The sequence below is a fragment of the Serinibacter salmoneus genome (assembly GCF_002563925.1).
Taxonomy (GTDB): domain Bacteria; phylum Actinomycetota; class Actinomycetes; order Actinomycetales; family Beutenbergiaceae; genus Serinibacter; species Serinibacter salmoneus.
The window spans coordinates 205,664-224,555 of sequence record NZ_PDJD01000001.1 but is presented as its reverse complement, the minus strand read 5'-3'; the positions used below and the strand labels follow the sequence as shown (position 1 = coordinate 224,555).

Here is an 18,892-nt window from a genome sequence, read left to right as displayed (position 1 = left end):
TAGGGACCCAGGCGGGGGCCACGGGAGGCAGCCATGGGCGGGGCCACGACCCCGCCGGGTTCCGGTGAGCGGGGCGAGGCGGGACCGGCGGGAGCCACACGAGGTCGCGTCGCGCCCGAGGAGTGGTACGACCGGGCCGTCGCTCACGCCAACGCCGGTCGTCTCCTACGGGCCCTGACGCTCCTGGACCGCGCGGCCAGGGACGCGGGGGCCGACCTCGCCGCACTGATAGCGGGCACGCGCGCCTACATCCTGGCCGAACGGGGCGATCCAGCCTCCGCCGTCACGCTGTGCGAGGGCATCCTGGCAGGGGACCTCGCGCCACGCACTCGCGCCATCGTGGAGGGTCAACTCGGACTCGTCCTGATCCACTACGGCGACCCGGCCCGCGCCGCCGCCGTCCTGGACCGCGCGGCGGCAGGACTCGACGACGCACCTCGGGAACTGGGCAACGTGCTGCTGAACCGGGGCGCGATCGAGCTCGAGGGCGGTGACCTCGCCCTGGCGGGGAGTTGCTTCGCGGACGCCGAGGCGGCCTTCCGGCGCGGTGACCACGCCGTCGGCGCGGCCAAGGCGCAGCACAACGCGGGGATCGTCGCCTACCAGCAGGGCGACCTCGTGCGGGCCGGATCCCTGCTGGAGGCCTCGCGGGTGGTGCTCGCGCCGCTCGGCCCCGTGATGGCCGCCTGGTGCGACCTCGCACGCGCGGACCTCCTGCTGCTCTCCGGGATGCCGGGCGCCGCGCTCCCGCTGCTGGAGTCCGCCGCCGGCGCATTCGGCCACGTGCGGATGCGCCGCCAGCAGGCCGAGACGCTGCTCACCGCCTCCCAGGCCCGCAGCATCGTGCAGCCGTGGGTCGCCTCGACCGCGCCCCAGGCCCGGCGCCTGGCGGCCCGCGCCGCCCGGATCTACGACTCGGCCCACGATCAGCGCGGCGCGTTACGGGCCCGCGCCCGCGCCCTGGCCCTCGACCTGGAGCACCGTCCGGGCCCCGCGCGACTGCGGGAGGTGATCACCCTGGGGGAGCAACTGCGCGCCAGACACATGTGGGACGTCTCCCGCGAACTGCGTCGCCGCGCCGTCGCGGCGCTCGCCAGTCGCGGGGACCTGACCACCGCGCGCGCGGAACTACGCCGCCTGACCCCCCGTGCGGACGAGGGACTCCTGGCCCGCGTGCTGCACCAGGAGGCGGGCGCCGCCGTGGCCTCGGCGGGTGGGCAGAGCAGGATCGCGATCCGCCGCGCCCGGCTCGGCGTGGACCTCGTGCAACGGTGGCAGGAGGAGTACCGCGACCTGGAACTGCGCACGTCCCTGGCCGCCCACACCCGGCGGCTGGTCATCATCGGGCTGCGCGAGTCCCTGCGCATCGGCGACGCCCGGGAGGTGCTCTCCTGGGCGGAGATCACCCGTGGCGTCGCCGCTCGCACCGCCGCGCTGAGGCCCCCGTTGCGCCCCACCACCCCCACGCCTGCCGACCTGCTGGCGCGAGTGTGGCCCGCGCTGCAGACCACCCGCAGCGTGGCGATCTCCTACGTCCAGACCGGGTCGGAGGTGGCGTCCGTGGTCCTCGACCCCGCCGTGGGCCGCCCACGCCTGGTGCGGCTGGGTGACTGGCCCTCCATCATCCAGGACGTGCGCGCCCTCCTGGCCGACCTCGACATGGCCGCGGGCCTGCTGCCCGAGGCGATCGGCGCCGTCGTCCACGCCTCCCTGCGCACCCGGCTGCGCGTGTTGAGCGATCGACTCCTGCGGCCCCTCGCCCTGCCGCCCACCACCCGACTGGTCGTGGTGGGACCGCCCGCCCTCAGCGCACTCCCGTGGAACCGGATGCCCGGCCTGGCCGGGGTGGCGGTGAGCGTGGCCGAGACGCTCCGCGACTTCTGCCGACGCGCCGGGGAACGCCCCGGTGCCGGCCGCCGGATCGGGTTCGTGGCGGGCCCCGGGCTGCGCAACGGTGAGGCGGAGGTGACCACCGCGGCCGCCGCCTGGGGAAGCGCCCGGATCCTGCGCGGACCAGATGCGCGGATCGACGCCGTCGCCCACCTGGCGCGCAGCGTGGACGTGTTGCACGTGGCGGCCCACGGGCAGCACTCGGCGGAGAACCCGATGTTCTCCGGCTTCGAGTTGGTGGACGGCACCTGGTACGGATTCGACATCGACCAGCTCGACCGGGTCCCGCAGGTGGTGGTCCTCTCCGCGTGCGAACTGGGCCGATCCAGCGCCGCCTGGGGGCAGGAGATGCTCGGGATGGCCCGCACCTGGCTGCACGCGGGGGCCCGGTGCGTGATCGCGGCACCCGCGCGGGTCTCCGACCAGGCGGCATTGCTGACCGAACTGCACGCCGGGCTGGCGCAGGGGCACGACCCGGCGAGTCTGCTCGCGCACCGCCAGCCCCACCAGACGCCGGCGACGGTCTCCGCGTTCACCTGCTTCGGGAACGGGTGGTAGGCGCAGGTGACGGGGAGCGGATGTATCAGCACGCCGTCGGACCGCCTCTTGTGTGAGTGACCGGCCACCGGGGTCGGCCACGACCAGGAGGCAGATCATGAGCAGCACCACAGACGCCGCGCTCCCGGCGCAGACCGGTCGCACGATCGTCGTGATGGACCGGCGCGCGAGGCCTGAGCAGGCGGGCGAGGCCCTGGAGAGCCTCGGCATCCACACCACCACCGCCGAGAGCATGTCCGCCGAGGCGGCCGGCTCCGGCACCGAGGGGTCGGTGTACCTCGAGCATCTCGGGGTCGCCATCCTCCAGGAGGAGCCGGAGGCGGTCTCCGGCGCCCTCACCTCCGCGATCGAGGACCCGCGCTCCCCGATCCTGGCCACCGAGCCCGAGGTCGTGGTCACGGTGGCGGACGGCGAACTCGGCGAGGACGGCTTCCTCGTCGCGGAGGACGACGACGTCCCCGACGTCCTCGCCTTCACCGACACCGACCACTCCACCTGGGGTGTGCGCGCCGTGCACGCCGTCCCGCCGCTGCTGCACCGGGCACCGTGGAGCGGCACCGGCGTGTGCGTGGCGGTGCTGGACACCGGCATCGACCTGGGGCACCCGGACCTCGCCGGCCAGGTGGTCGGCTCCGCGAGCTTCATCTCCGGGCAGGCCGTCCAGGATGGGCACGGGCACGGCACACACGTCGCCGGGACCGTCGCGGCGCACCGCTCCCCCGCCGGGGGGCAGCGTCGCTACAGCGTGGCGCCGGGAGCCAGACTCCTGATCGGGAAGGTGCTCGGCGACAACGGCTCCGGCTCATCCGGTGGCGTGCTCGCCGGCATCAACTGGGCGATCGCCTCCAACGCGGACGTGATCTCCATGTCGCTGGGCTCCAACGTGGCACTCGGCGCGGGCTACTCACCCGCCTACGAGACCGCCGCGCGGGCAGCACTGGACTCCGGTTGCCTCGTGATCGCCGCGGCCGGGAACGCCGGGTACCAGCCGGTGGGGTCACCGGCCAACTGCCCCTCGATCCTCGCGGTGGCCGCACTGGACCACAACCTGCAGCGGGCGAGCTTCTCGTGCGTGGGCCTGAACGGCGACGGCGGCGAGGTCAACATCGCCGCACCCGGCGTGGGGACCTTCTCCGCATGGCCGGTCACGAAGGGCTCCTACGCGAACCTGAACGGCACCAGCATGGCCACGCCGCACGTCTCCGGCGTCGCCGCGATCCTGGCGCAGGCCACCGGGCTGCGGGGGCGCGCCCTGGCCAGTCGGCTGCTCGCCACGGTCACCCCGCTGCCGCAGCGGGAGCTGCTGGTGGGCAAGGGCCTGGCGAAGGCGCCGACCCGTCCGTGGCTGATCATCCGGCCGCCGTTCCCGATCCTGCGGCCGATCCCGCTGCCGTGACCCGTCGCCGAGGCCGTGCCGCCGGTGCCGAGACCGTGGCCGCCGCGCACGTGTTGGGCGCGGGAGCCACGGCCTCGGCGGCGAGTCAGAGGGTCGCGGTCACCTGCACGGTGGCCCCGGCCGGGGCGTAGGGCACGGTGTTGCCCTCGATCGCCACGCCGTCGACCACCAGGGACGCCCGGGCGCCGCGGCGGCCGGAGTTCGTCACCGTGATCTCGTAGGTCGCACCGCGGGCCACTCGGGTCACGGTGTAGGAGGGGACGTCCGGGCCGATCTGCGGGTCCACCACGAGCCCGTCGAACTCCGGACGCACCCCCAGCAGGTACTGCGAGACCGCCACGAAGTTCCACGCCGCGGTCCCGGTCAGCCAGGAGTTCTTCGCCTCACCCGCGCGCACCGCCTCCTTGCCGGCGATCATCTGCGCGTACACGTACGGCTCGAGCCGGTGGGTGTCGCTGATCGCCTCGCGGTAGGCCGGGGTGATGCGCTTGTAGTAGTCGAAGGCGATGTCCCCGCGGCCCGCGACGGTCTCCGCGATGATCACCCACGGGTTGTTGTGGCAGAAGATCCCGCCGTTCTCCTTGTACCCCGGCGGGTAGGTGGAGACCTCACCGAGCTCGATCTGGTAGGTGGTGTACGCCGGGTACTGCAGCACCAGGCCGTGCGGCGTGCCGAGCATCTCCCCCACCGAGTCCAGCGCCCGGATCGCCGGGGAGCCGGGGGTGGAGACGCCGTCCTCCCCACGCTCCACACCCACGCCCGCCATGACGGCGAAGCCCTGCGGCTCGATCCAGATCTTCCCCTCGGGCTTGGCGTCGGTGCCCACCGGGTTGCCGTCGTAGTCGTAGGCCCGCAGGAACCACTGCCCGTCCCAGCCCGCGGTCAGCAGCGCCTCGCGCACCTGGGCGACCTCGCTGCGGGCGGAGGCTGCGTCGTCGTGCCGCCCCACCAGTTCCAGCAGCCGGGCGTAGGACTCCCCGTACAGCACGAACTGCGCGGCGATGAAGGTGGACTCCGCCTGCCCGTCGGTGCGGTTCTCCGTGGTCTGGAAGGACTCCCCCGGCTGGGTGGAGAACGCGTTCAGGTTCAGGCAGTCGTTCCAGTCCGCCCGGCCGATCAGCGGCAGCCCGTGCGGGCCGCGATGCGTGGCGGTGAAGGTAAAGGAGCGCGTGAGGTGCTCCAGCAGCGGCACCTCGCTGCCCACCTCGTTGTCGAAGGGGACCATCTCCTCGAGGATCGAGACGTCACCGGTCTCCTTGATGTACCCCGCCACCCCGGCGATCAGCCACAGCGGGTCGTCGTTGAAGCCGGAGCCGACGTCGTTGTTCCCGCGCTTGGTCAGCGGCTGGTACTGGTGATAGGCGCTGCCGTCGGGGAACTGCGTGGAGGCGATGTCGATGATCCGCTCCCGCGCACGCTCCGGCACCAGGTGCACGAATCCGAGCAGGTCCTGGTTGGAGTCGCGGAAGCCCATCCCGCGCCCGATCCCGGTCTCGAAGTAGGACGCCGAGCGGGACATGTTGAACGTCACCATGCACTGGTACTGGTTCCAGATGTTGACCATCCGGTCCAGCTTCTCGTCGGTGGAGCGCACCGAGTAGGTGGAGAGCAGGTTCGTCCAGTAGTCCTTCAGTTCCGCCAGGGCGGCGTCGGCGGCGGCCGGGGTGGCGAACCGCTCCAGCAGCGCGTGCGCGCCCTGCTTGTTCACCACCTGGTGGGCCCCATCGGCCCACTTGGCGTCGTCGTCGTTCTCCTCATAGCCCAGCACGTACACCAGCTCGCGGGTCTCACCCGGCGCGAGCTGCAGCGCGTTGGCGTGGGATCCGATCGGGTACCAACCCGAGGCCAGGGAGTTGCTCGCCTCCCCGCGGCGCGGCACGGCGGCCTCCGCCAGCGAGGCGTACGGGCCGCCGAGGAAGGTCTCCCGGTCGGTGTCGAAGCCGGCGGCCTGCTCGTTCACGGCGAACACGGCGTAGTGGTCACGGCGCTCGCGGTACTCGGTGCGGTGGTAGATCGCACTGCCGCCCGACGGCGTGGCGACCTCCACCTCGACCTCACCGATGGAGAGGTTGCGCTGGTAGTTGGTCTGGTCGTCCTGCGCGTTCCACAGCGCGAACTCCAGGTAGGAGAACAGCGTGACGGACTTGGGGGCGTCGGTGGTGTTGGTGACCGTGACCTTCTGGACCTCGGCGTTCTCCCCGAGCGGCACCAGCACGGTCTGGGTGACCCGCAGTCCGCCGCGCTCGCCGGTGATGGTGGTGTAGCCCATGCCGTGGCGGGTCTCGAAGTGATCGAGGTCGGCCTTCATGGGCATCCAGGACGGGGTCCACACGTCGCCGCCGTCGTTGACGAAGAGGTAGCGGCCACCCTCGTCGGTGGGGATGTTGTTGTAGCGGTAGCGCGTGAGGCGGCGCATCTTCGCGTCGCGGTAGAAGCTGTAGCCGCCCGCCATGTGGGAGATCAGCGAGAAGAACTGCTCCGAGCCCAGGTAGTTGATCCAGGGGTAGGGGGTGTGAGGCGTGGTGATGACGTACTCGCGGGCCTCGTCATCGAAGTGGCCGTACTGCATGTCAGTCCCTCTCGCGTTGCTCCATCGTTGGGGCATGGGCGCGTTCGGTGCACCGCAACGGGTGGGAGCGCTTCCAAAGCCACGGTCAGTGTAGGGCGAAGCGGCGGAGATGGCCAGCGCGCGCCGCATCGCGCGGCGCGCGGTGGGGGTGGGGCGGGCTGTGCGCGGCGGGCTGTGCGCGGCGGGCTGTGCGCGGCGGGGGGTGCGCGGCGGGCTGTGCGGGGCGGGCTGTGCGGGGCGGGCTGTGCGGGGCACGCTGTGCGGGGCGGGCTGTGCGGGGCGGGCTGTGCGCGGCGCGGCGGGGCGCGGTCTATCCCTCGCTGAGGGAGGACGACCCCTCGCCCAGGGAGGTCCACATCGCCACCTGGTTCCGGTGCGCGGGCGTTACCGCAGGTCACGGACCTGCGACTCCAGTCGGGCAGCAAAGGGAGAGCAGTGCTTCCTCCCTGCACGAGGGGTCGTCCTCCCTCAGCGAGGTTGGCGCCCCTCACCGGGGGCGCCCAGGCCGTGCATCCCTCGCTGAGGGCGGTCCAATGGGGCCGACGGAGAGCGCTCCCATGCATCACCGCTGGTCAAGTACGTACACCCGCGGTCGGCAGTGAGCCCCGAAGCGCGGTCCACCGCCCTCAGCGAGGCGCGACCCGTCTACAGCGAGGCCGCCCGATGCCGCCTAGGCTGGGAGCGAAGGAGTTGCATGCCCCCCGAATCTCGACCGCGGCCCACCACGCCGCCGCCCAGCCCGTCGCCGCCCAGCCCGTCGCCGGCCACGCCCCGCGCCACGGCCACGACCACGCCCCCGGCCACCTCCTCCACGACCAGCACCTCGACCACACTCCGCACCTCGACCGCGGGCGCACAGCCGGCCTCCTGGGTGCGCGAGCTCGCCAAGCAGAACCGTGCCACCTGGCCGGTCTCGCGTTCACTCCGCGCCGCGCTCGCGGTGGGCGGCCCGCTCGTGGTGGGCGCGCTCGCCGGCCACGCCGCCCTCGGTGTGATGGCCGCGCTCGGTGGGCTGTTCCCGTCGGTCTCGGAGAAGCCGGTCCCCTACCCCCTGCGACTGCGGCAACTCGCGGTCGGCTCGGTCATGGCATGCCTGGGGTACCTCGCGATCGCGTTGCTGCCGCAGCACCCGGTGCCGATCGTGCTGGGCATCACCGCCCTCGCCCTGGTCGCCGGCGTCGTCTCGGGATACTCGGCCCGCTTGTCCGGCGGGGCGCTGCAGATGCTCATTCTCGCGACCCTCGCACCGCACATGCTCCCGCTCGCCGGGCTGTGGGGTGTACCCGCCGGGATCCTCACCGGCGGCGCCTGGGCCGCGACCCTCCTGGCGATCGAGTTCGCGGTGGTCCGCCGGGGACCGGAGCACCGACTGCTCGCCACCTACCTCGACGCGGTCGGCACCCTCGCTGAGACGCCGCCTCTCGCGCCGGCCGGCTCCGACGACGGGCTGCGCACCGCCGCGCAGATCAATCCCGCCACCGTGGGCGACGGCGAAGCCACCAGCCGGACCGGACCAGGCACCGCGGCCGATGCGCAACCCAGCGCCGCCGAGACGCTCCCCGCCGCACCCCCGCCGCTCGCCGAGTCCGAGGCCTACCTCTCCGCACGGCGCGCCGTCACCGACGCACGCGCCGCTGCCTACGCCCAGGTGCTCGGCGCCCGCGCCGTGACCCAGGGCCGCTCGGATCACCAGGAGCACCGAGCACTGCAACTCGCCGCCATCGGTGACCTCGCCGCTGCCCTCGCCACCCATCAGCTGGCACCGCTCACCGGCGCCGAATCCAGCCGGCAAGTCGTGCCGTCGGCCGCCAGCGAGGCGGCCGCCCCCACAGACCCCACAGACCCCACAGCCATCGACGCCGCTGCCCTCGCCGCGTGGCTGCACGAGAGCGCGAGCGCCGAACGTCGCGGCGACGTGCCATCGCCGGCCCCCGAGGGCCTCCCCGCGCCCATCGGCGCGGCAGCCGCACGCCTGCGCGCGGTCATGATCCCGCCGTCGCAGGCACGCACTCTGCACCCGCGATCCTCGCGGCACACACCGGCTCCCTCGCCCGACACCGCTCCCGCGGCCGCCACCATCACAACCACCACCGCCACCACCGCCACCACCCCCAGCACCAGCACCAGCACCGAACCCACACCGACCAGGCCCGGGCGCCCCACCCGACCCCTGCCCACCCGGCTGCGCAAGGCCGAGGCGCGCCTCGCCGTCGGGCACGAGACCAGGGTCTGGGCGCTGCGCCTGACCCTGTGCATGGCCGTGGCCGCCACTGTGATGGAGCTGCTCCCCGGCCGTTCCTACTGGGTGCCGCTGACGGTGGCGGTGGTGATGAAGCCCGACTTCGGCTCCGTGTTCGTGCGGGGCGTCCACCGCGGCGTGGGCACGATCCTCGGCGCGGGGCTCGGCACCCTGCTGATCCTCGTGGTCCCCAAGGGTCCGCTGCTGATCGCGGTGATCGTCGCGCTGGTGGCGTGCATGCCATGGGCCGCGCAGCGTTCCTACGCGATGATGGCGGTCTTCGTGACCCCGATGGTGGTGGTCCTGGTGGACTACGCCACCCCGGGCGGCACCGTGAACTACGCCGGCGAGCGGGTGCTGGACACCACGATCGGTTCCGCGATCGCGCTCCTCCTGGGCTACCTGCTGTGGCCGGGCGCCCGCGGCGCACACGTGCCGCAGGCCTTCGCGCGCGCCGTCGCCGGCCTGGCGGACTACCTGGACCGGCTCGCGGACCCCGGGCAGGATGCGGCCTCCACCCGGGCCTTGCGCCGCGGCGCCCTGCGCTCGCTCTCGGACCTGCGCACCCAGTTGCAGCGTTCCCTCGCGGAGCCGCCGCCCGCGAACCGCATCGCACTGGCGTGGTTCCCCATGATCACCGCGGCGGAGCGCCTGAGCGATGCGATCACCGCGGAACTGGGCGTGGACCGAGCCGGCCTGGCGGCCCCGATCGCCGCGCGTGCGGCGTGGCTACGGCATGCGCTGGACCCCGCGCGCCCCGCCCTGCCGCCCGCCGAGCCCCGGCTGGCGGCGATCGACGTCGAACTCGCCCGGCTCCAGCGCCTCACGACCGACCAGACCTCACCCGCCGAGCACCCAGCCCCCTGACGGCTCGAGCGCCCTCTGACACCCCCGGCGCGCTACCGTTGCCGCGTGCTGCTCTCCGACCGCGACATCCGCGCCGAACTCGACTCCGGCCGCGTGCGCCTGGACCCGTTCGACCCGGCGATGGTCCAGCCCAGTTCCGTGGACGTGCGCCTGGACCGGTTCTTCCGGCTCTTCGACAACCACAAGTACCCGGTGATCGACCCGGCGCAGGACCAACCCGAACTCACCCGCCTGGTCGAGGTGGAGCCGGAGGAGCCCCTCGTGCTGCACCCGGGGGAGTGAGCCATCTGAACTTCCATCGCACCCGCGTGGAGTTCCCTCGTGCTGGACGCGCAGTGGGATCCGGCGCCCGCACCCGGCGCCCCGGGCACCATGGACCTGCTGCCGCTGCCCGCCGTCGACCCCGCGCACGAGCTGCCCGCCCCGGGCGAGCGGGAGCAGGCCGCCGTCGTCGGACCCTGGTCCCTGAACGGCGAGGCCCGCCGGCGCCTGGCCCTTCCCGACTGGGCGAACACCGCCTACCTGGTCGAGGTGGCGCCCGATCGCTCCCCGCTGCCAGCGCCGCCCCTGCCACTGGGGTAAGGCGCCCTGCTGGATAGTGTCTCCCAGCAAGGATCCGCCAACGCGCACAGACCCGCTTTCAGAGGCAGCGAAGATCAGACCGACTCCATCACCCCGCCGCGAGCCACGCGCCCGAGCCACCAGAGGCTGGCCTTCGGCGTACGCTTGAAGGTCTCCGCATCGAATGCGATGAGACCGAACGTGGGGCCGTAGGAGCCCCACTCGTAGTTGTCCAAGAGTGACCAGTGCAGGTATCCGATCACCGGGAGCCCCCGAGCCATCTCAGCGTGCAGGGCACTTAACGCGGCTCGCGTGTAGTCGATCCGCCGCTCGTCGTCTGCGGTCGCGATGCCGTTCTCGGAGACCAGGACTGGCAGCCCGGTGAGGTCATATGCTTGACGCGCAGCCTCGGCGATAGCCGGTGGATAGTACTCCCATCCGGTGAGGGTCACCTCGGCATCACTCGGCGCCGGCTGAGGGCCCTCCAGGCTGATCCGTGTTCGGGTGTAGGCCTGCACTGCCACGAAGTCGTCGCCCCTGGAGGATTCGAGGAAGAGCCCTTCGCGGGGGTACGCATAGTCCGCCAGCACCTCCTCAGCGCCCGGGTCAGCGAAGAACTGCTGCGGAGCAACAGACCAACCGGCTCGGAGACCAGCGCTCCTCAACACACGGACTGCACGCTTGTGGGCTCCGATGAGGGCGTTGGAGACGACCTCATCCGGGCTTGGCAACGCGCCGGCCTGGAGCTCGGCGTCACCCTTCTCTCCGCCGGCCATCATCGCGAGGATGTTCGGCTCATTGATCGTGATGACGTACGGGCAGGGCGCTAGCAGATGCACCACGCGCGCGGCGAAGCGCTCGAAGAGCTCCGGCGCCTGCGCGTGACGCCAGCCTCCCTGGGCCGCAAACCATTGCGGGACCGTGAAGTGGTGCAGGGTGACGATCGGCACAACACCCGCGTCCAGGCAGGCCTCCACGACACGGCCGTAGTGGGCAATGGCGGCGCGCGAGAACATCCCTGGGGCCGGCTCGATACGCGACCATTCCAGGGAGAAGCGGTAGTGCGTCAGCCCACTCCGCGCCAGCAGGGATATGTCCTCGCGATAACGGTGGTAGGAATCAGCCGCATCGCCTGAGCGCTCGGCGACGGCACTCTCGGGCGCGGTCTCTCGCGCCCACCAATCGCTACCGACGTTGTTCCCCTCGATCTGGTGTGCCGCCGTCGCGGCGCCCCAGAGGAAGCTATGCGGGAAGGTGAGTGTGGACATGACGGACTCCGAGACGGGGTGAGAGTGAGGAAGCGGGGGAGGAACGAACGTGGCGTGAGCAACTACTTGATGCCGCTCATCGCGATGCCCTGCACGAAGAACCTCTGAAGGAAGAGGAACAGAACCAGGATCGGGGTGACGACGAGCACCGAGCCCGCCATCAGCAGGCCGTAGTAGGTGCCGTTCGATCCCACCGAGTACAGCGACAGCGCCACCGGTAGCGTGTACATGCTCTCGGTCTGGGCAACCACCAATGGCCACAGGAAGTTGTTCCAGGATCCCAGGAAAGTGAGGATCGCCAGTGTGGCCAGCGGCGGACCGCACTGCGGAAGCACGATACGGAAGAACACGCGGAACTCGCCGGCGCCGTCAATGCGAGCGGCCTCGATGAGCGCATCGGGGATACCGAGGATGAACTGCCGCATCAGGAACACCCCGATCGGCCCAGCGAGGAACGGCAGGATGAGCGCGGGATAGGTGTTGACGAGTCCGAGGTTGGAGACAAGCACGAACATCGGGATCAGGGTGACCACCCCCGGCACCATCAGGGTCATCAACACGAGTAGGAACAGCGCACGCTTACCGGGGAAGTCCATCTTCGCGAGCGCGTAGCCGACCATGGAGCAGAACACCAGGTTGCCCAGCACCACCACGACGGCCACGACCACGGAGTTGGTGAGGAACTGCCCGAAGTCGAGCTGCGTAAGCCAGCGGGTGTAGTTGTCCAGCGTGGGCTCCTGCGGCCACCAGGTGATGGGCCGCTGCATCAACTCCCCCTGAGTCTTGAAGCTGCCGAGCGCCATCCACGCGAACGGCAGCAGGGTCGCGGCGAGTCCGAGGACGAGAGCCGTGTAGGTCACGCCGCGCGAGAGTCGAGGGCGGCGCCGCGCCGATCGCCGTGCATCGGTCGCGCTGTCCCTCCCGGGACCGGAGACGGTGGGCGTGGGGATGTTGCTCATCTCAGACATCCTTCGAACGCAGGAGTCGGAACTGCACCGCAGAGAGGGCGGCGATCAGGGCGAACAGCACATAGGCGCCGGCAGAGGCGAACGAATAGGCGCCATAGCCGAACTGGTTGTACACGAAGTAGCTGATGGAGAGGGTCGAGTTCAGTGGACCACCGCTTGTCATCACGAACGGCTCCTCGAACACTTGGAGGAATCCGACCGAGAGCAGCACGGCGCCCAGCAACAGGGTCGGACGCATCAGCGGCACGGTCATCATGGTGAATCGCCGCCACGGCCCTGCACCGTCCATCTCTGCCGCCTCGTAGACCTCGGACGGAATGGCCTGGAGTCCAGCGAGGAAAATGATCATCAGGGTGCCCATGTTCCGCCAGGCCGCCATCGCGATGATCGAGGGCATCGCCCAGGTCGGATCGTTCAGCCAGTCGGGGCCCGATATCCCGAACCAGCCGAGCACCGTGTTCAGCAGCCCGGAATCCTGGAGGATGAACCGCCAGACCACCGCGACTGCCACGATCGAGGTCACGACGGGGGTGTAGTAGCCGACCCGGAAGACAGCACGGAAGCGTTCGATGCCCGAGTTGAGAGCGACCGCAAGCGCAAGCCCCAGCACCATCGTGAGTGGGATCCCGACGAGCACGAAGTAGAAGGTATTGAGCAAGGACTTCCGGAAGAGCTCATCGCTGAACACGCCGATGAAGTTGTCGAGTCCCACGATGTTGACCGCGAAGGGGTCGCGGATGTCACGGATCGTGAAGTCCGTGAACGACATTGCGAACGAGGCGAGCAGCGGGCCGAGCATGAAGACCGCAAACACCGCCACGAACGGCAGCGCGAACAACCAGGCGACTATCGCCTGCTTTCGCCGGTGGGCGGCGCCGACGCTTTGTCGGCGCCGCCCACGGGGAGAGAGAACAGCCATCTGGCTGACTACCAGCCGAGCCCGAGGGCCTCGCCCTTGGCCTGAATGGTGGCCGCGGCCTCTTGCGGTGTCACCACGCCGTTGGCGACCTTTTCTGCCTCCGTCTCGAGTGTGGCGGAGAGCTCGTCCCAACTCGGCACCGTCGGCGGCGCGATCGTGTTGGCCAACTGCTCCTCCAGCACCGCGATGCGCCGGTTTGACTGCAGCGGCTCGTAGTCCCACGCGGTGGTCAGCGCCGGAAGACCATTGGTGGTGTCGAACCAAGCCTGCTGGGTCTCCGGCTGCGAGAGCCAGCGGACCAACTTCCACGCCCCATCGGCGTTCGGCGCGTCCGCGAACACACCCAGGTGGGCACCACCGATGTAGGAGTCGTTGTTGGCGGAGCCGGCCGGGACCACTGCGGTCTCGACGTTCTCCTCCACCCACTCGGGATCGGCGAGATCGCCCAGCACGTTGATCATCCATGGCCCCGAGATGAAGGTCGGGATCGTGCCATCGATGAACGCGTTCGACTGGGTGTCGCCGTAGCCGGACAGGGGGGAGAGTCCGTCAGCGAAGAAGGAGCCGTAGAACTCCAGAGCCGAAACCATTGCGTCAGTGTCCAAGGTCCACTCCTCCCCCTCGACGGCGACACCTCCTGCCTGGGAGAAGAACGGGAGGATCACCTGCGATGAGTCCTCGGCGTCGCCCATGGGCAACTGCAGACCGTAGTCCGCACCGTTGCCCACGAGACCCTGGGCGAAGGCGGTGAGTTCGTCCCAGGTCTTCGGCGCCTCGAGCCCCGCCTGCTGCGCGAGGTCCGCGCGGTAGTACAGGACGCGCGTCTCGACGTACCAGGGCACGCCGTACGCGACGCCGTCGGCGACCGTCGAATCTGCCGCACCCTCGACGAAGTCGCCCATGTCGACCAAGCCCTCGGGCACCGGCGCGAGGCCACCGGTTGCCACCATCGTCGGCATGAACGAGCTGCCGATCATGATCACGTCGGGAACGGTCCCGGCCGCAACCGCTGTCTGGAACTTCGTCATCACATCGCCCCACGGAATCGTGGTCACGGTGACCTCGGCCTCCGGGTTCGCCTGAGTGAAGCCGTCCACGAAGTCGGGTAGGCGTTCACCTTCCTCACCCATGGCCCAGACGGTGATGTCCCCGGCGGCCGGATCATCGTTCACCGAGGCACCAGCGGCGGGACGTGCAGTGGATGCCTCGTTCCCTTCGCCACCCCCGTCACCACGACCACACGCGGTGAGCGCGAGGAGGCCGACCACACCGACAGCCACTGCCTTGCGTCCAAGAATCACGAGAATCTCCTCATCTTCGAGCGGCTCACCCCACCATCGGGGTGGCTCCACTGCAGACTACCTTAGCGTGCGCTCGGTTAGTTTGTTGCTAGGGTCGGCCTCAGGGAGCTTCGCCGCACCAGCGCGGCGCCGACGACGGCAGGAGAGGACGGGGCGGATGACCAGTGACAGCGAGGGCACGGGGGCGCCGCGCAAGACGAGCCGAGGATCCACTGGCGGCTCGATCGAGCGCGGGGACGGCCTTCCGGATGGTCGACGGGTGCGAGGAGAGGCGCGACGCCGCCTCATCCTGAACACCGCGGTCGACGTCTTCGGCGAACAAGGATTTCGCGGGAGCTCACTGCGGGAAATTGCTCGCAGAGTCGGGATCTCCGAGGCCGGGCTCTTGCATCACTTCGGCAGCAAGGCCGCCCTCCTCTCCGCGACCATCGAGGAACGCGACCGCCGGGACCGGGAGCGGCGCGCCGAGAACGAGGCCGCTGGCGCCACGTTCACCGAGACGATGCGCGCGCAGGTGGCGCGCAACGCCGCGGCACCGGGACTGGTCGGTCTGCATGTCGTGGTGTCGGCAGAGGCCACTGACCCCTCACACCCGGCCCATGAGGTCTTCCGCGAGCGCTACCGCTCATTGCGCCACCAGGACGACGAACTCTTCCGCGCCTGCATCGACTCCGGAGCACTCCGCGAGGATGTTGACCCGACGGCGATGGGGCAGATTGCTTCCGCGGTGATGGACGGCCTGCAGCTGCAGTGGCTGCTCGATCCCGACAACGTCGACATGGTCGCCCTCTTCGACCAGTTCCTCGCGCTGCTCACCGTTCCGCAGCCCGCCGACCCAACACCACTCGCACCACCGGAGACCTCGTGACCCAAGTTCTGCCCGCGGCAGGTGCCGCACCCACCACGCGCCGCACTCTCACGGCAGGCGCACTCACCGTCGAGCTGACCGCCGCCGGCGACCTTAGACGGATCGAGTTCGACGGGCTACTCGTCAATCAGTACCTTCCTTCCAGCGACGACACTGCCCCTCTCGGCCTCTGGCTGCGCCTCACCGACGAACGGGGTGTGCGCCTCGCGCGGATCGACGACTCGCGTTCGCGGGTCGAGATCTCGCGCGACCGGATCGCCTGGAGCGGGCACTCTTTGGGAATCGAGCATCGCGTGGAACTCGGCATCCACGAGGCCGAGGACGCCACGGGGATGCTCGTGCGACGAATCGAGCTGCGCGGAGGCACACAGGGGACGACGCTGGAGGTGGTGGCCGCGCAGGACCTCGCTCTCGCCCCACCGGCGGCAGCCCTCTCCAGTGAGGCCTACGTCTGCCAGTACCTCCTGCACAGGTCGCTCGCCATGCCACCCCAGCCCGGCCACGGGACACCAGGCTCCGCTCTCGTCAGCCGACAGACGATGTCGTCCCTTCCACGGCTACCGCTGCACCTCATGTTCATCGCCGAGGGAAGTGCGAGCCACCTCACCGACTCGCTCCAGGTAGCGACCCCGCGAACCCGTGCGGACGGCCAACTGCACGGCCTCCTCGAAGCCGCCGTCAGCGGGGTTCGCCAGGACGAGTACGGGTCCCCCACTCTCATCTCCCATCCCCTGGATCCCTCACAGGGAGCCGCGAGCCTGCACGTGGTGCAGGTCATCCGTGCGGACGATCGCTCGCCGCTGGACTCCCACGCCGCGCACATCGAGACATGGCGATGCCACGCGCTCTCGCTGGCAACGATGCCCGCCCACGGCACCTGGGAGCAGATCGAGCCATTCGACTCACCCCTACGACACGTCCCTCCCTTCGCCGGCGACGACGTGCCGGACGACGCGCTGCTCGCCGCTCTGGACCTAACGGCCAACGACGTCGTCCTACCGGAGAGAGACGAGAACGGGAGACTCCTGTCCTTCTTCACCTCAGACGGCGCCCACGTTCTGAGGGGCGTGAAGGACACCCTGACCGAGCGTTCGCACGGTCATGTCCTTCGCGCGGGCGGCGCCACGATGCCCACCGACGATGTGCTCTCCGCGACAGTGTTTGCGCCGGGAGTCTTCGCCTCGCACGTGGTGCTCGGAAACACGACTGAGAACCGACTCACCTCGGTACACCGCCACCACCTCAACCTCATCCGTGGCAGTGGTCTGCGTGTCGTGGTCGGGGATGACAACGGTCCGCAGCTGCTCGGGCTTCCGACCGCACTGGTGCTGGACATCGGCGAGGCGCACTGGATCTACCTCAGCCGCTGGGGACGTATCGATGTGCGCACCACGGTCGACGCTGCACGCAATCGCCTCGAGACCACGGTTGCTGCCCCCCACGACCTGCGTGTGACCGCCACACTGGAACTGGACGACATCGGCGGCGGCTGGTGCCTGAGCGCGTCGGACGACGACCCCACGACTCTGATGCTTGCACCCGCCTCGGAGGGCGAGGTCGCCTCGCACATCCCCACGCTGCGGTATGCCATGCGCACCTCTGGAGCGACGTCCCTCACGTCGACGTCCGGCCCGGATCAGGCGGTCGAACGGCTGACGATGCAGGCGCGCGGCGCGCTCTCACTGACGATCTCGGCGAGCCTACACAGCGAGGACGAGGCCATGCGACGCCTCGGCGAGCGCACGTCCATGGCATCAAACCTGCAGGCCCACAGAGACCAGATGCGCGGGGTCATGCGTGGCCTGCGCTTCGCGGACCACCCCGCACTGCCGACCAACGAACTCGACGTCCTGATTCCCTGGTATGTCCACAACGCTCTCGTCCATCTCCTCGTCCCCCATGGCCTGGAGCAGTACTCCGGTGCCGCCTGGGGCACCCGAGACGTCTGCCAAGGTCCGCTCGAGTTGGCGTTGACCGGAGGACGCTTCGATCTCGCCCGAGAGCTCCTGCTACGAGTATTCGCTCGGCAGTTCCCGGGCGGGAACTTCCCGCAATGGTTCATGTTCGACGCCTACCGGGAGCGATACAACGACGGCGCGCACGGTGACGTGGTGGTGTGGCCGCTCATGGCGCTCGGGCAGTACCTGCGGTACACCGGAGACCGTGCGGTGCTGGAGGTACCGGTGCCCTTCTGGGACGCCGAGCGACGTGCACCCGGCCTCGGGACAGCCGAGGTCCTGCGTGATCACGTCACTCGCGCGCTGGACTACGTGAGCACCCATCGCCTACCCGGGACCTCCCTTCCGGCGTACGAGGAAGGCGACTGGGACGACACGCTCCAGCCCGCCGACGACACGCTTCGCACCCGGATGGCCTCCACCTGGACCTCTGCCTTGCTGGTACAAGCCACGGAGCTCCTTGCCGAGGCACTCTCTGGCGATCCACGTTCCGCGACACTGCGAGACCGCACGGCTCAACTCGGAAAACGGGTGCGCGAGAGTCTGCGCGCGCGAGGACTCGCCAACGGGGTCATGGCGGGGTATGTGCTCCACGAGGGCGAAGCGGGCGACGAGCTGCTCATGCATCCACGGGATACCCGAACCGGGATGACGTACCGGCTCATCCCCATGACTCGGTCCATCCTGGCCGGCGTTCTCTCGCCACGGGAGGCCGCCGCGCACGAACGGCTCGTTGCCGATCACCTGACCTTCCCCGACGGGGTGCGCCTCATGGATCGACCGGCGGACTTCGACGAGGGCATCCCCCGGACGTTCCTGCGGGCCGAGCAGGCAGCCAGTGTCGGCCGCGAAGTCGGACTGATGTACACCCACGCGCACATCCGCTGGGTAGAGGCACTGTGCGCCCTCGGGCGGGCGAGCGCGCTCGATGAACTCATGCGGGTGAGCCCTGTCGCACTCCATGACCGGCTCCCTCACGCAGCGCCGCGACAACGCAACGCCTACTACTCCTCCAGTGACGCGGCCTTCCCGGATCGCTACGCGTTCTCCCAGGGGTTCGAGGCGCTACGCCGCGGCGAGGTGCCCGTCCGCGGTGGCTGGCGCATCTACTCCAGTGGGCCTGGGATCTTCCTGCGTCAGTTGGTGACCGGGGTGCTCGGGCTGACCGAACGAGCGCACGAGCTCCTCGTGGATCCCGTCCTCTCGCCGAGTGCCGACGGGTTGACCGTTCACTTGAACCTGGGCGGACACGAACGCGAGGTGCGATTCAGGGTCGGCGAACAAGGCACCGAACGTCGCGTTCTCGCGGGCCCCGATGCGGCCCATGCTGAGGCCCTGCCGACACACGCGACCCGATCGGCGCCCTACCGCACCGGCGGCGTCACTGTGGCACTCGACGACCTGGAGACGCACCCCTACCTGGAGGTACACGTCCCCGCCGGAACATGACCCGGTCACGCGCGCGCACCACCCGGGCGCTCCCACCGCAATCAGCCGGGACGCAAGAAGCGACAGACACCAGAACGCCCA

Annotated in this window: 11 protein-coding genes and 1 pseudogene; 7 read left to right on the top strand and 5 right to left on the bottom strand. The window is 70.2% G+C overall.

What is annotated here, in order from left to right; translation table 11 throughout:
- Nucleotides 1-33: 33 nt before the first annotated feature.
- Nucleotides 34-2,448, top strand: coding sequence for a CHAT domain-containing protein (locus ATL40_RS00830; RefSeq protein WP_098467879.1), 2,415 nt, complete (start codon nt 34-36; stop codon nt 2,446-2,448).
- A gap of 97 nt (nt 2,449-2,545) precedes the next feature.
- Nucleotides 2,546-3,844, top strand: a complete 1,299-nt coding sequence (locus tag ATL40_RS00825; protein ID WP_098467878.1) for a S8 family serine peptidase — start codon at nt 2,546-2,548, stop codon at nt 3,842-3,844.
- Nucleotides 3,845-3,929: 85 nt separating this feature from the next.
- On the opposite strand, the gene ATL40_RS00820 is transcribed toward ATL40_RS00825, so the two are convergent.
- Complete coding sequence (locus ATL40_RS00820) at nt 3,930-6,413, bottom strand: glycoside hydrolase family 94 protein (RefSeq protein ID WP_098467877.1); 2,484 nt, start codon at nt 6,411-6,413, stop codon at nt 3,930-3,932.
- A 694-nt stretch (nt 6,414-7,107) separates the two neighbouring features.
- Here ATL40_RS00820 and ATL40_RS15545 point away from each other — a divergent pair.
- From ATL40_RS15545 to ATL40_RS00800, 3 genes and pseudogenes are all read left to right on the top strand, one after another.
- A complete protein-coding gene (locus ATL40_RS15545) occupies nt 7,108-9,519 on the top strand; it encodes an FUSC family protein (protein WP_169925844.1) in 2,412 nt (803 codons plus the stop codon).
- Between the two features lie 45 nt (nt 9,520-9,564).
- Nucleotides 9,565-9,798: pseudogene (locus ATL40_RS00805) on the top strand (dCTP deaminase); the annotation flags it as partial.
- 42 nt (nt 9,799-9,840) lie between these two features.
- The gene (locus tag ATL40_RS00800; RefSeq protein ID WP_098467875.1) at nt 9,841-10,101 is read left to right on the top strand and encodes a hypothetical protein; all 261 of its coding nucleotides are present in this window, start codon (nt 9,841-9,843) and stop codon (nt 10,099-10,101) included.
- Nucleotides 10,102-10,175: 74 nt separating this feature from the next.
- On the opposite strand, the gene ATL40_RS00795 is transcribed toward ATL40_RS00800, so the two are convergent.
- The 4 genes from ATL40_RS00795 to ATL40_RS00780 all read right to left on the bottom strand — a co-directional run bounded on the left by ATL40_RS00795 (nt 10,176) and on the right by ATL40_RS00780 (nt 14,407).
- The gene (locus tag ATL40_RS00795; RefSeq protein ID WP_098467874.1) at nt 10,176-11,348 is read right to left on the bottom strand and encodes a glycoside hydrolase family 1 protein; all 1,173 of its coding nucleotides are present in this window, start codon (nt 11,346-11,348) and stop codon (nt 10,176-10,178) included.
- Between the two features lie 62 nt (nt 11,349-11,410).
- Nucleotides 11,411-12,307 carry a carbohydrate ABC transporter permease gene (locus ATL40_RS00790; protein WP_098467873.1) on the bottom strand — a complete coding sequence of 299 codons (897 nt, stop codon included), beginning with the start codon at nt 12,305-12,307 and terminating at the stop codon, nt 11,411-11,413.
- Between the two features lies 1 nt (nt 12,308).
- Nucleotides 12,309-13,235, bottom strand: coding sequence for a carbohydrate ABC transporter permease (locus ATL40_RS00785; RefSeq protein WP_098467872.1), 927 nt, complete (start codon nt 13,233-13,235; stop codon nt 12,309-12,311).
- Between the two features lie 8 nt (nt 13,236-13,243).
- Complete coding sequence (locus tag ATL40_RS00780) at nt 13,244-14,407, bottom strand: extracellular solute-binding protein (RefSeq protein WP_098467871.1); 1,164 nt, start codon at nt 14,405-14,407, stop codon at nt 13,244-13,246.
- A 286-nt stretch (nt 14,408-14,693) separates the two neighbouring features.
- Here ATL40_RS00780 and ATL40_RS00775 point away from each other — a divergent pair, with 286 nt between their 5' ends.
- Nucleotides 14,694-15,404 carry a TetR/AcrR family transcriptional regulator gene (locus ATL40_RS00775; protein ID WP_169925843.1) on the top strand — a complete coding sequence of 237 codons (711 nt, stop codon included), beginning with the start codon at nt 14,694-14,696 and terminating at the stop codon, nt 15,402-15,404.
- Nucleotides 15,401-18,811, top strand: coding sequence for a hypothetical protein (locus ATL40_RS00770; protein WP_098467869.1), 3,411 nt, complete (start codon nt 15,401-15,403; stop codon nt 18,809-18,811). Before ATL40_RS00775 ends, ATL40_RS00770 begins: the two co-directional genes overlap by 4 nt.
- Nucleotides 18,812-18,892 lie beyond the last annotated feature (81 nt).

Excerpts from the sequence above, each read along its gene's own strand:
- ATL40_RS00830 (WP_098467879.1), top strand. The coding sequence starts at position 34 with ATGGGCGGGGCCACGACCCCGCCGGGTTCCGGTGAGCGGGGCGAGGCG.
- ATL40_RS00825 (WP_098467878.1), top strand. The coding sequence starts at position 2,546 with ATGAGCAGCACCACAGACGCCGCGCTCCCGGCGCAGACCGGTCGCACG.
- ATL40_RS00820 (WP_098467877.1), bottom strand. The coding sequence starts at position 6,413 with ATGCAGTACGGCCACTTCGATGACGAGGCCCGCGAGTACGTCATCACC.
- ATL40_RS15545 (WP_169925844.1), top strand. The coding sequence starts at position 7,108 with ATGCCCCCCGAATCTCGACCGCGGCCCACCACGCCGCCGCCCAGCCCG.
- ATL40_RS00795 (WP_098467874.1), bottom strand. The coding sequence starts at position 11,348 with ATGTCCACACTCACCTTCCCGCATAGCTTCCTCTGGGGCGCCGCGACG.
- ATL40_RS00790 (WP_098467873.1), bottom strand. The coding sequence starts at position 12,307 with ATGAGCAACATCCCCACGCCCACCGTCTCCGGTCCCGGGAGGGACAGC.
- ATL40_RS00785 (WP_098467872.1), bottom strand. The coding sequence starts at position 13,235 with ATGGCTGTTCTCTCTCCCCGTGGGCGGCGCCGACAAAGCGTCGGCGCC.
- ATL40_RS00775 (WP_169925843.1), top strand. The coding sequence starts at position 14,694 with ATGACCAGTGACAGCGAGGGCACGGGGGCGCCGCGCAAGACGAGCCGA.